This is a genomic window from Microcoleus sp. AT3-A2, assembly GCF_036705685.1.
GTDB lineage: Bacteria > Cyanobacteriota > Cyanobacteriia > Cyanobacteriales > Microcoleaceae > Microcoleus.
This window is the reverse complement of record NZ_JAUBVF010000041.1, coordinates 44,484-55,723: the sequence shown is the minus strand read 5'-3', so window position 1 is coordinate 55,723 and position 11,240 is coordinate 44,484. Positions and strand designations below refer to the sequence as shown.

The 11,240-nt window shown below is 45.9% G+C and carries 6 protein-coding genes and 29 tRNA genes; 4 read left to right on the top strand and 31 right to left on the bottom strand.

Annotated features, from left to right (window positions below):
* Positions 1 to 57: 57 nt before the first annotated feature.
* Together QUB37_RS20580 and QUB37_RS20575 are read right to left on the bottom strand one after the other, a co-directional pair.
* On the bottom strand, positions 58 to 1,026 hold the full coding sequence (locus QUB37_RS20580; protein WP_333165502.1) for a GNAT family N-acetyltransferase: 969 nt from the start codon (positions 1,024 to 1,026) through the stop codon (positions 58 to 60).
* A 227-nt stretch (positions 1,027 to 1,253) separates the two neighbouring features.
* Positions 1,254 to 1,327, bottom strand: a tRNA-Lys gene (locus QUB37_RS20575).
* 275 nt (positions 1,328 to 1,602) lie between these two features.
* On the opposite strand from QUB37_RS20575, the gene QUB37_RS20570 reads away from it, so the two are divergent.
* Positions 1,603 to 1,773: a hypothetical protein gene (locus QUB37_RS20570; protein WP_332954368.1), complete on the top strand. Its 171-nt coding sequence runs from the start codon at positions 1,603 to 1,605 to the stop codon at positions 1,771 to 1,773.
* Between the two features lie 71 nt (positions 1,774 to 1,844).
* Positions 1,845 to 2,075 carry a hypothetical protein gene (locus tag QUB37_RS20565; RefSeq protein ID WP_333165499.1) on the top strand — a complete coding sequence of 77 codons (231 nt, stop codon included), beginning with the start codon at positions 1,845 to 1,847 and terminating at the stop codon, positions 2,073 to 2,075.
* Between the two features lie 543 nt (positions 2,076 to 2,618).
* Here the strand turns inward: QUB37_RS20565 and QUB37_RS20560 are convergent.
* The 28 genes from QUB37_RS20560 to QUB37_RS20425 all read right to left on the bottom strand — a co-directional run bounded on the left by QUB37_RS20560 (position 2,619) and on the right by QUB37_RS20425 (position 5,920).
* Positions 2,619 to 2,701, bottom strand: a tRNA-Ser gene (locus QUB37_RS20560).
* Positions 2,702 to 2,705: 4 nt separating this feature from the next.
* Positions 2,706 to 2,779, bottom strand: a tRNA-His gene (locus tag QUB37_RS20555).
* A 6-nt stretch (positions 2,780 to 2,785) separates the two neighbouring features.
* A tRNA-Ala gene (locus QUB37_RS20550) sits at positions 2,786 to 2,858 on the bottom strand.
* A gap of 75 nt (positions 2,859 to 2,933) precedes the next feature.
* Positions 2,934 to 3,006: transfer RNA gene (locus tag QUB37_RS20545), tRNA-Ala, on the bottom strand.
* 54 nt (positions 3,007 to 3,060) lie between these two features.
* Positions 3,061 to 3,137, bottom strand: a tRNA-Ala gene (locus QUB37_RS20540).
* A gap of 7 nt (positions 3,138 to 3,144) precedes the next feature.
* Positions 3,145 to 3,218, bottom strand: a tRNA-Arg gene (locus tag QUB37_RS20535).
* 333 nt (positions 3,219 to 3,551) lie between these two features.
* Positions 3,552 to 3,624: transfer RNA gene (locus QUB37_RS20530), tRNA-Arg, on the bottom strand.
* Positions 3,625 to 3,704: 80 nt separating this feature from the next.
* Positions 3,705 to 3,776, bottom strand: a tRNA-Gly gene (locus QUB37_RS20525).
* Positions 3,777 to 3,835: 59 nt separating this feature from the next.
* Positions 3,836 to 3,906, bottom strand: a tRNA-Gly gene (locus tag QUB37_RS20520).
* A gap of 5 nt (positions 3,907 to 3,911) precedes the next feature.
* A tRNA-Thr gene (locus QUB37_RS20515) sits at positions 3,912 to 3,988 on the bottom strand.
* A gap of 6 nt (positions 3,989 to 3,994) precedes the next feature.
* A tRNA-Thr gene (locus tag QUB37_RS20510) sits at positions 3,995 to 4,066 on the bottom strand.
* A gap of 95 nt (positions 4,067 to 4,161) precedes the next feature.
* Positions 4,162 to 4,235 (bottom strand) — tRNA-Leu (locus QUB37_RS20505).
* 131 nt (positions 4,236 to 4,366) lie between these two features.
* Positions 4,367 to 4,439: transfer RNA gene (locus tag QUB37_RS20500), tRNA-Pro, on the bottom strand.
* Positions 4,440 to 4,443: 4 nt separating this feature from the next.
* Positions 4,444 to 4,524: transfer RNA gene (locus QUB37_RS20495), tRNA-Leu, on the bottom strand.
* Between the two features lie 23 nt (positions 4,525 to 4,547).
* Positions 4,548 to 4,624 (bottom strand) — tRNA-Leu (locus QUB37_RS20490).
* Between the two features lie 29 nt (positions 4,625 to 4,653).
* Positions 4,654 to 4,727: transfer RNA gene (locus QUB37_RS20485), tRNA-Gln, on the bottom strand.
* Between the two features lie 5 nt (positions 4,728 to 4,732).
* A tRNA-Gln gene (locus QUB37_RS20480) sits at positions 4,733 to 4,811 on the bottom strand.
* Positions 4,812 to 4,821: 10 nt separating this feature from the next.
* Positions 4,822 to 4,896: transfer RNA gene (locus QUB37_RS20475), tRNA-Asn, on the bottom strand.
* A gap of 6 nt (positions 4,897 to 4,902) precedes the next feature.
* Positions 4,903 to 4,975 (bottom strand) — tRNA-Phe (locus tag QUB37_RS20470).
* Positions 4,976 to 4,979: 4 nt separating this feature from the next.
* A tRNA-Ser gene (locus tag QUB37_RS20465) sits at positions 4,980 to 5,066 on the bottom strand.
* 8 nt (positions 5,067 to 5,074) lie between these two features.
* A tRNA-Tyr gene (locus tag QUB37_RS20460) sits at positions 5,075 to 5,148 on the bottom strand.
* 34 nt (positions 5,149 to 5,182) lie between these two features.
* Positions 5,183 to 5,264 (bottom strand) — tRNA-Tyr (locus QUB37_RS20455).
* 13 nt (positions 5,265 to 5,277) lie between these two features.
* Positions 5,278 to 5,352 (bottom strand) — tRNA-Lys (locus QUB37_RS20450).
* A gap of 5 nt (positions 5,353 to 5,357) precedes the next feature.
* Positions 5,358 to 5,431 (bottom strand) — tRNA-Glu (locus QUB37_RS20445).
* A gap of 6 nt (positions 5,432 to 5,437) precedes the next feature.
* A tRNA-Trp gene (locus QUB37_RS20440) sits at positions 5,438 to 5,512 on the bottom strand.
* 3 nt (positions 5,513 to 5,515) lie between these two features.
* A tRNA-Met gene (locus tag QUB37_RS20435) sits at positions 5,516 to 5,590 on the bottom strand.
* 102 nt (positions 5,591 to 5,692) lie between these two features.
* Positions 5,693 to 5,766, bottom strand: a tRNA-Cys gene (locus QUB37_RS20430).
* An 80-nt stretch (positions 5,767 to 5,846) separates the two neighbouring features.
* Positions 5,847 to 5,920: transfer RNA gene (locus QUB37_RS20425), tRNA-Asp, on the bottom strand.
* A 495-nt stretch (positions 5,921 to 6,415) separates the two neighbouring features.
* On the opposite strand from QUB37_RS20425, the gene QUB37_RS20420 reads away from it, so the two are divergent.
* Together QUB37_RS20420 and QUB37_RS20415 are read left to right on the top strand one after the other, a co-directional pair.
* On the top strand, positions 6,416 to 7,240 hold the full coding sequence (locus tag QUB37_RS20420) for a biotin--[acetyl-CoA-carboxylase] ligase (protein ID WP_333165496.1): 825 nt from the start codon (positions 6,416 to 6,418) through the stop codon (positions 7,238 to 7,240).
* 46 nt (positions 7,241 to 7,286) lie between these two features.
* The gene (locus QUB37_RS20415; RefSeq protein ID WP_333165494.1) at positions 7,287 to 7,436 is read left to right on the top strand and encodes a hypothetical protein; all 150 of its coding nucleotides are present in this window, start codon (positions 7,287 to 7,289) and stop codon (positions 7,434 to 7,436) included.
* Between the two features lie 117 nt (positions 7,437 to 7,553).
* Here the strand turns inward: QUB37_RS20415 and QUB37_RS20410 are convergent, their stop codons facing one another.
* Positions 7,554 to 11,165 carry an OmpA family protein gene (locus QUB37_RS20410; protein WP_333165493.1) on the bottom strand — a complete coding sequence of 1,204 codons (3,612 nt, stop codon included), beginning with the start codon at positions 11,163 to 11,165 and terminating at the stop codon, positions 7,554 to 7,556.
* Positions 11,166 to 11,240 lie beyond the last annotated feature (75 nt).

Here is an 11,240-nt window from a genome sequence, read left to right as displayed (position 1 = left end):
ACTAATTATAAAATGGAACCGAAAAATAAAAAATAAAGGTAACTTAGTTAATGCAGTTTAGATGTCGAACAGCTTAACATAAGAAATGCTCTTGCGAATATTGTGAAAGCCTACTGATTCGTAAAGCCGCAGCGCACCGCAGGAATTTTCAGCATCGACGCCGAGAATAGCAGTCTCGACACCGGCAGCTTTGAGTCGATGCAAACCAGCCAGCAACATTGCTCGTCCCAATCCAATTTTGCGGAAGCCACGCCGCGTACCGAGAACACAAATCCAGCCTTCGTTTCTGCCGGTGCGATCGTTTTCATCGGGGTTAATTTCGCAGTAGCAAAAAGCGGCAAAAGTGCCGTCTGCTGCAACAGCGATCGAATCTAGCTCGTTTCTATAATTGGGTAGAGTTGAATAGTAATTGGATTTCTCTACTGTAAAATCGTGGTGGTTCCAGTGGTCGATAAACGACTGGTTGAACATTTCTACCCAAGCTTCCGCATCCTGTTCGCAGGAGACTTGACGCAGCAAGAAACCTTCGGGAAATTGCGGTTCTGGGATTTGTTCACAGAGCGATCGCGCCATGCGGAAAAAATAGCGATCGGCCCTGAAACCGCAACTTGCGAGCACAGAAATGCGATCGCAATCCTCAGCGCGAGCCCAAGATCGCAGCTTCACGGGCGCGCTCCGCATCGCAGACACCTCGCGCATCCGCACTTCACCCCAGGCGATCGCGGCTGCTTCCACGTCGCCCGATCGCGCGTCGGGGCGGACCCGAAACGACAGCCAACCGTCTATGACTTCCCCCGGTTCAGAAACCGACAACTGAGCAAAACCGATTAATTTTCCCTCCGCATCTTCCCAAAGGCGGATATCGCGCGCTACATCTAGGGAAGGTTCGTTAAATTCTTGTTGTAATTCGGAGATTGAAGTGCCTTGATCCAGCCGATCGACTTCTTCGCAAGTATTGATTAAATGTGCGATCGCATCTAAATCGCGATCGCCTGCATAGCAGCGCACCGAGAGATTTGCCATCATAGCTAATCACCATTTCCTGTTGTTATTCAGTTTAAAAATAGCTTGGGCGATCGCACTTTTATCGATCGGGCGGGTCGATTCACATTAAAAATCCGACCACGCAAACACTCACAGTAATCCAACCGCTACCGCCATTGGCTGCTATCGTGAGCGCAAAATGAGTGGAAAACGACAAACTAGAGACAGTTTAAAGTCTCAAAGCCTTGTGAGTCGTATGTTATTGGGGATGGGAGTAGAAGGACTTGAACCTTCGACCTTGAGATTAAGAGTCACCTGCTCTAACCAACTGAGCTATACTCCCGCATCTAGAATAGTATAACACAATATTTTAATTTTCGCATATTTCACCTTTTTTATTAAGTTGTGTGGTTACTGGGTGCTTCTGAATGTAACTAATATATCCGATCGCTCCCTTGGTTAGAGATTTGCGATCGACCTTTTTATTTGTTAGCGCCCAGTTTCGCAGCAGCAGCCATTTTATCGCGCTGCGCCCGCATCTCTACAGACGATCGCAGCAAGGTGCGATCGGTACTCAAAAGGAGATAAGCTGGTGTCAACTAAATATGACTGCTGCTAATGCCTGAACAAGAGGAAGGTTCCAAAACCATAAAAGTTACAATGCCCAACCGAATCCATCAAAAGCTGAAGAAGCTGTCTGACGAGTCAGGAATATCCATGTCTAAACTGATGCTCCTGGCAACTATCAACGAATATAAGCTGATTGACGATAAACTTACCCCTGACTAGCCCCATTTAGTACCCTCTCTTTCCCCATTGTGCTATCCTTCAGGAAAATAGTCAACCCTGGAGGTGTGCTTGTGACCCAAGATGAACTCGAAGCCCTTGTCGATGAACTCGGCTTAGTGTCAGTCGTCAGCCTGTTGGCAAATATCTGCCACAACAAAGCCCGACAAACCTTGTGCCTGAACGGACAAGGGGCTACTCCTTATACCGCTTGGAACAGCAACGGCTTCTTGCTGAAGCAGTTGATGACCAGACTGCGGCCGATCGGCAGCTACGATCGCGATTTAGACCTCAAGAACAACTGAGGTTCTGAGGTTCAACCCGTGCAAGTGCGTAAAGCATTGGTTTTAATCGGTTAACAGCCGAGTATGTATGCTTTAACTGTTAGGGCACGGGTTGAAACTCTTCGATTTGGACTTGAACCTTGAATGGAGAGGACGGGGCTCGAACCCGCATCGATCGACAGCAACTTTCAGGAAACGCGCTTCCTTACTGCCCGCAAGCAGATGAGAACTGCCCCCATCTCGGACTGTTAATTCCTTTCAGTGCCTCCGCAACCCGCTGCCAGTTTGCATTTTCAGGGAACGTCGCCAAGCAACTTTTTACCCTACTCAACAAACCCGATCGTCCTTTTGGGAGCCGCTTTTCCAAAGTTTTTACGGTGCCATTCCACTTAGGCGACCTCCCCATAATTTTGCTCGCTGTATGATAGTAAATCTCGTGAAAATAATTAATCCTCATCCTCCATAATTTATATAAAATCATAAGAAATCCACCGAGGAGGTACTGCCCCTCCTATCGCCGCGTTATCAGCACGGTGTCTCGCTTTTCGACTTCCGGTGGTTAAAAGGAAGATGAAGGAATCGAACCCTTACAGTTACCTGTACCCCAGTTTTCAAGACTGGTTGCCAACCATTTAGCGGCATCTTCCAAGGGGTGTCTGACGGGAATTGAACCCGCTATTACTGGTTCCACAAACCAGCGCCGCGACCGCTTTGGCTTCAGACACCACAAGTGGAGCCAAGGAGAATCGAACTCCTAACCTCTTGCGTGCAAAGCAAGCGCTCTACCAATTGAGCTATGACCCCGTGTAAAAGATTCACCTCTGGAGTAAATCTAAAATCTAAAATCTAAAATCTAAAAGCGACTTCAGACACCACAAGTGGAGTCAAAAAGAATCGAACTCCTGGCCTCTTGCGTGCAAAGCAAGCGCTCTACCAATTGAGCTATGACCCCGCGTAAAAGATTCACCTGTGGAGTAAATCTAAAATCTAAAATCTAAAATTGGTGTGGTGGATTGCGCTCGGATTTGAACCGATATCTTTCTAACAGCCAGTTAGATGCTTTACCAATTAAGCTACGAACCCCAGACAGCAGGAGCGGTAGGACTTGAACCCACAACATTCGAGGTAGAAGCTCGACACTCTATCCAGTTGAGTTACGCTCCCATGTTTTTTGTTAATGCGTGATTCCCTACGGGATAGCTGCACTTCACGCACTTTGACGTGCAAGTTATCAGAGCATTGCGTTTTCTCAGTTACTAGAGGGACTCCGCCGATGAGTTATTACACACTCTTTAAAGGATGGCTACCTTTAAGCCAACCTGCCGGGTTCATCGCACTCCTCGTTCTCAAACGCCCGCTAATTTTGACAGCGTTACCTTTCCTCTCGTACTAAAGTATGTAGGCTCCAAAGATTGGGAAACGCAAAGGGCGATCGCTCTTAATATAAAAAATTATCCATTCAATGGAATCAACCTCCTTAAATTAAAGTAAAAACAACGAGAGTGGCAGGACTTGAACCCACAACATCCGCGTCCGAAGCGCGGCGCTCTATCCATTGAGCTACACTCCCATATTGGTAGTCCTGACAGGAGATTACCCCGCGTCTGCTTGTAAGGCAAACGCTCTAACATCGAAGCTCAGGACTACAAAAGCGGATGATGGGACTCGAACCCATGCGCTGAGAATGGCATACTCAGATGCTAACCTTTACATCACACCCGCAAACCGATTTTAGATTGGAAATTTGAGATTTTGGATTGAAAAAACCTCTCGTTTAGCCAAGCGGATAACGAGGCTCGAACTCGTGCCTAGAGTTTGGAAGACTCGAATGCTACCGTTACACCATATCCGCAATTGTGGGGCTGGTGATAGGAATTGAACCTACAACCGACTGATTACAAATCAGTTGCTCTGCCTAATTGAGCTACACCAGCGCGCCAAGCAGATGGTGAGATTTGAACTCGCAAGAAAGCTTTACAAGAGCCTCATGTTGCCAATTACATCACACCTGCATTTTTGGTGGCGGGGGCAGGAGTTGAACCTGCTATTAAGAGGCTTATGAGACCTCCAAGCCTACCCAGGCTACTTCACCCGCGATGTCACCAAATACCCCTGACTGGCATCGAACCAACACTAACTAGATCCTAAATCTAGCGCCTCTACCGATTGGGCTACAGGGGCAAAACCGATTTGAGATTTGAGATTTGAGATTTGAGATTGAATAAAACCTCATACCCCTGACAGGCCTCGAACCTGCAAAAAACACTCGTTCTGAGCGAGTGATGTTTTCCAATTACATCACAGGGGTAAAGTCGGGATGGTTGGATTTGAACCAACGACTCCATGCTCCCAAAGCATGGCTTCTGGCCGCTGAATTACATCCCGTTCATGCTCCTAGTGAGACTCGAACTCACACTCAAAATAAAACAGATTTTAAGTCTGCCGCGTCTGCCAATTCCGCCACAGGAGCAAGTAGAAACTTAGTTAAAAATTTGGTACTCCTGGTGAGATTTGAACTCACACAACACAATTTTTGAAATTGCGGCCTCTGCCAATTGGGCTACAGGAGTGTAATTGATCTGCTTGGGTAATAGCAGAACTGGGAAGGCAGGGATCGAACCTGCATTTTGCCGCTTTCAAAGAGCGGTGCCATACCGATTAGGCGACTTCCCAATAATTGGGTGCCGGGGTAGGCTTTGAACCTACAGAAACTCCTATTTCAGAGATAGGCGACTTTAGCAATTTGTCTACCCGGCAATTAAAAAAATGGCTGCCCCAGTAGGACTCGAACCTACAACCTAGCGGTTAACAACCGCTTGCTCTACCATTGAGCTATAAGGCAACGCAATCCCCCAAGTCAGTATCGAACTGACGACCTCTTGCTCTTCAGACAAGCGCTCTACCAACTGAGTTATCGGGGGAAAACGGAGAAGGAGGGATTTGAACCCTCGACGGCTGTTAAACCGCTCTTTCTTAGCAGGAAAGCGCCTTAAGCCACTCGGCCACCTCTCCTCAGCGAGCGAGAACGGAGGGATTTGAACCCTCAATCTTCAGTTTTATTAACTGAGATGTTATCCGGCTACACCACGTTCTCAAGATTGCAACTGCATATTAAATGCAGTTACAAATGGGTCGGGCTGGAATTGAACCAGCAACGCTTTAAGCTACTGTTTTACAGACAGCTACCTACGCCAATAGGAGGGCCGACCCAAGATAGAAATTTTGGTAGGTCGCCGAGGAATTGAACCTCGATCCATCCGCTTAAAAGGCGGCTGCAAAACCATTCTGCCAACGACCCACGAGAAGTGCTGACGGGAGTTGAACCCGCAATCACTTGGGTGAAAACCAAGCGGCTTAAACCATTTGCCTACAGCACTATAAATTGGCACAGGAACTGAGATTTGAACTCAGAATGGTGGTTTTGGAGACCAGAGTGTTGCCAGTTACACCATCCCTGCTTTTGGTGGCAGCGGCGGGATTTGCACCCGCATTGACCAAGGTATGAACTTGGCGCTTTACGATTAAGCTACGCTGCAATTTCACTTTCGTTTCGTTCTTTTTCAAAGTTAAAAATTTCAATTAAAAGACTGTTAGTTTAATCTTTTAATTTCTAATTTTTAATTTCTGATAGGGAACAGAGGTTAGGGCGGGATTTGAACCCGCGAAAATCGGTTTTGCAGACCGACGCTTTGAGCCACTCAGCCACCTAACCTGGGAGTCCCGACGAGGTTTGCACTCGCAATCTTCACGCCAGAGGGGGAGACGGCTTGACTTTTGCCTACGGGACTTTGACGGGAGTAACGAGACTTGAACTCGCAACCTTTCGCTCGACAGGCGACTGCTCTGACCGGTTGAGCTATACCCCCACGAAAATGAACAATTTTCTGTCCTTGAATTACTCAAGTTGGGACGGGGTGGCGGTTGATTCCGCGTACTACAACCCGATCGGGTTATTGTTGCCGGAGTCTACACCGCCAATGTCCACAATTATGTGACACGATTAACTTCCTATTCAGTTTTCAAGGTTCATGTTGCTTGTGGGGTAAGACTTTGAAGCTCTTTCCCCTTCGCCATACATTTATACTACATTGCATAATACAAGGCTGTCAAGGGGGTAATACAACTTTTTTTTAAATTGGGTTTTTTAAAGGGGTGTTGATCGCTCCAAACAACCCTCTCCGTTCCCCCAAACCCTTATAAATCAAAAGTTTTGCTGCTAAAATGATGTTGTGGCGTAAGGTAAATCTGATGCTGAAACTGTACTACACACCAATTTCTCTGAATTCTCGCCGTCGCGCGAGGTGGCACTTCTGGAAAATGCGATAATCAGCTTTTAAATATCAAATACTACAAATCAAACCTTGTCTGAATTGCCCTTAACTCCCGTGCCCGCATCCACAGAACCCGATCGCCCAAACCTCCATCACTGGCTACACTCCTTGGATACCTGTCCGAGTACCAACAGTTGGGCGATCGCCCGCGCGGCCCAACTCCACCACGGAGATGCAGTATTTACTAGGCGACAAACCAGCGGGCGCGGCCAACACGGGCGCACCTGGCACGCCCCAACCGGTGTCTTGACAGTTAGTTTTGTACTCGACAACCTCAACCCCACTCTGTTGCCGGGACTCAGTTTAGCAGCGGGTTTAGCCGTGATTTACGCGATCGAAGATTTGGTTCCCGACTGTCGCGATATGCTGCGCCTGAAATGGCCAAACGATGTCTGGATCGATCGCCACAAATTAGCCGGAATTCTCTGCGAAGCCACCAACGGCAATGTTTCTGGCAAAACTCGCGCGGTTGTGGGAATTGGACTCAACCGCTGCGTAGATTTCGCGGCTGCGGGATTGGATGAAAGGGATCTCGGCAATGCGGTAAGCTTGCATTCTATTGCTAGTAAAATACCAGATGAACTGTGTTTGGTCGATCGACTGCGACACTATTTACTCGAACTAGCCGATATGTTTTCTACCACAGACAAGCCAGCCTCCAAGTCCGGTTTAGCGCTACTTTTGCCGGAATTGCGCCGCCGCGATGCGTTGATTGGCTGCCCGGTGGCGATCGAACTTTCCTCGGAAACCATCTGCGGAGAAGCCGCCGGCATTGATGGATGCGGCCGCTTGTTAGTATGCTTGGCGGGCGATCGAATACAAGCCTTTACCTCCGGGCGAGTTCGATTAATTTAAGAGGAAGAAGGAAGTTCGGCAACGGATTGTATAACGGATGTAACGGATGTCAGGAAGTTCGGCAACGGATTGTGTAACGGATGTAACGGATGTCAGTCCGATGGAAGTAGGAAGAAGGAACAAGGGAAATACAGTCAGAGCAATATTTTCAGCGATCAAAAATGTCCTAACCTTCTTGCCAGTTACTCTAAAATAAGAGAAAGAAGTCATTAGTCATTAGTCATTAGGGAAAATTCCCCATTAACAATGCCCAATGCCCAATGCCCAATTTCCTATGCCCTATCCCCCAATTCCCAATTACCAATTCCCAATTTTAATTTATCACCTCAAATACTACCAATCTGCTCAGCCACAGCGGTTGATTGGCCTCCACACCTTCGGGGCGACCCTTAGTAGAAGCAACTTGTATTCTGTTGCCATTTATCCCTTGTCTAACCAAAATATTTTTCACATTTGTCGCCCTTTCCAGTGCCAACTTTTGATTTTCTGCCGGAGTGCTTTTAAAATCGCTGTAGCCAACTATCCTTAAATTCTTCGTGCTATTTTTCTCCATATATTCCTTGACTTTGCTAAGCTTTTGTGCTACGTCTTTCGCCTGCAAACTTGCCGAGCCTGCACCGAAATACACGCGAACTGGCATTATTATCTTTGGTGGCGGTGGAGTTCCTATTATCACTGTATTTGTTACCGACTTCACCCCCGGAATTTTCTCAAAAGCTTGAGTTATTTTCTGAGCATCTGGTACTTTGCTCACGCTGCCTGCAACTGCGACTTTTCCCTCTGCATAGCGAGCTGAGATATTAATGCTTTCTACTTTATTCAAAAGAGCTGCTGTCCGCTTGATATCGGCTTCTACTAAAACCGGATCAGGAGGTACTTCAACGGCTATAATTTTATTTTCAATTCTTGATTGGGGAGCCGCTTGCTGAGCGATTTTTTCCGCTTTCAATCGCAGATTTTGATTCGGGACTCGTCCCGAAATCTCCAATAATTTATCTTTAACATCTGCCGCGATACGATAAACCGATAACTCTGGAGCAGATTGTAATGCTAAATTCGTATCTGCTTCTAAGCTCGCTTCAACTCCGCTGCGGTATTGATGAATTCCCCAAGGTACGCCAATTAAACCTAACGCTGCCAAACCGATAATGGGTAAAATTGGAAGTTTAGGAGATTTAGCTTTTACCTCTGTATCGATTAATTTTTGCAAGTTCGAGTTTACTTCGGGTGGCACAGTTGCTAGATCGCCGTTAAATGACTGAATTTGAGTTCCGTATTCTTGAACAATATTGTTGAATATCGCTCGCATTTTATACTTAAACCACTGGCGGGTTTCTCCTTGCATCACTACTGCTAGATAACACGAACCCGCCACTTCCAGTACGATCGTAGATGTGCCGTATTCTATAGCATCAATCTCTGCAATATTTCCCGACTGAGATATACAATCGTTTACAAAAGCGCGAATAGCAGTCAGCATCCCCGCTACCATGTCTGATTCTAGCTGTTCGCGTTCAGACTTCTGCACTGCTGAAATTACTAACCCCGATCCTGCTTGAATTAAAAAGACAGCTTTAACACTCAGTGGTGTTGTTTCTTTCACCAGCAATTCTGCTTCAGAAATTCCCTGCAATTTGGCTTTAATTTTGCGACTAATTGCCTGTGGACTTAAAGATGCTTCGAGTTTTTCATTAATCTCCCGCATCATCTCGGCGATGTATTTTAAAATCGTGCTGCCGATAATCGGATAAAGCGCATCCGACATTGCTTCTCGCTTGAGATGAATTTGCTGTTTGATAGCGGTGGCCATTTCCGGCGCGATCGCCATTGCAATTTCATCCGGCGATTCACTCATTCTGTGGCTGATTCCCACAGTCAGAGCCGGGGATATGGCTACTCCCATCGATTGTCGATTTTCTCTGGTTTTGGTATTAATTATTTCATCAATTATCGGAGCTATGGTTTCGACAAATGATTGTCTCGACTCATTAATGGTTTGGATCATCATTTCGGGAAACATGATTTTAATTCTGGCGAGTAATTCTTCCCGATCGCCTCCCCATTCAGCATCAGTAATTTTGCGATCGAGTTCCCCTACTTTATCGTTGAGTCTGTAATTATAACTTACAACTTCATCTAACAATGGTAAAATAGATTCGATTACCGACTTTTGTAGTTGAGCGTGATGGCTAACCATCAGCTCGTCAATCAAAGGTTTCAGTAAATCTGTAAACAAGTCTGTCGATTCATAAATTCGGTGTTCGATCGCCACAATCTGTTGTTCGATCTTCCCCAGTCTTTGATCAATCCTTTTATTCTGAATGATGGCATCGACAGCGGGGGCGATCGCAGATTCTATCTCTAGCTTTGCTTGCCCGATGTTTCGAGACAGCATTTCCACAATCACTGGCATTATTCTTGCCATCAACCCTTCTATCTCAGCTAAAACTTGCTGCTGAACTTCGACAATCTTACTTTCATTATTTAATATTTGTGCTGCAATACCGCTGTTTTGAATAGCAGTGTTGACACCAGGTGCGATCGCCTCTCTCACCTCTAACTTTGTCTCCTCGATTTTCCGGTTCAGCGACTCAATCATTAACGGCATTAACCTTGCCATTATATCTTCCGGCTGAGTCTTTTGCTGTCGTTGAAGATTATTTAGTCTACTTTCTACGTCGCTCAATTTGCCTTGAACTTCTCTTTGAAGAATTGCTGATTCTATCAAAGGTTGGATCGTCGCTGCTACTTGTAATTTTGATTCATCTATTTTCTGATTCAGCAAATCAGTTATTGCCGGCATTAGCATCGCCATTATCTCTTCAGGCTTCTGAGTTGGCGACTGTTGCGTAGCCAGCCGACGCTCGATGATGCTCAATACTTTTTCTTCTATTTCTACCCAAGCTATTCTTACCTGTACTGAGGGTGCGACAGTTGCTATAACCTCTAACTTTAATTCACTAATTTTGCGGCTCAGCAATTCGCTAACTACTGGTACTAGCTGCTTGATTAAATCTTCCGGTTGCTGCTGGTAACGCTGCTGAATATTTGCAACTCTATCTTCAATTCTTACTACGTGTTCTTCAAGTCCGTTTTGATTGTGAATTACTTGATTGACTGTCGGTGCGATCGCCGAAGCTACCTCTAACTTAGACTCCTCTACCTTACGGTTGAGCAGATCGCCCACTACTGGCATCAGCCGTTGGATTAAGTGTTCTGTATTCGGCAGTGGCTGCTGGCTCAAGTTAGCAATTTGATTTTCCCAATCTGCTAATTTTGCCTCCAACTCAATCGGATTAATTTTATTATTGCTCGCGAGGTCGATCGCCTTTTTTAATTCAGACTTCAACTCCTCTAATTCTTCTCTCACTAACTCAGGAATTAACGGTTTCAGTAAAACCATCAACTCTTCTGGTTGAGACATCAGTTTCTCAAAATTTTCTAACCTTTGTTCCACGCTCAAAACATTACTGTAAAATTCCGGCAAATCCCTTTCAAATAGCAATTGTTGCAACCGCTTAAACTCCTCTACTGCTTGTTCTAATTCTTGCTCAGACGGCCGATTTTTTTTGGCTACCTTCGCGGCTATAGATAAATCGGGTTCCTCATTATTGTTTTCTCGTCTTTGAGATGGGATCTCTTCATCGTTAGTTAATACTTCGGGTACAATACTCGGTGACTCGATCCGAAAAGACAATTGTTTGCGCCGATTTTCGTCATCCTCCAACCGCTGCACAGACTTTTCCGAAAGCGGTAACTTCAGCTCGCTTGGTTCTTTTTTTGATTTCTTTAATAACTGGAATTCAGTCAGTATAGTTAGCAATTCCTGAAGTTGCTCTCCAGCTTTAGAACTTGCCAGAGTTGCATCAGAAACCTCTTTTTCTGACTGATATATTTTGCCTGAATTATCATTAAATGCTGCCATACTGCGCTACCAAAAGGTGATTTTTATCGACCGAAGGAAATTACCAGCTTGCTTGCCGCCTCACCCCAGCGAAAA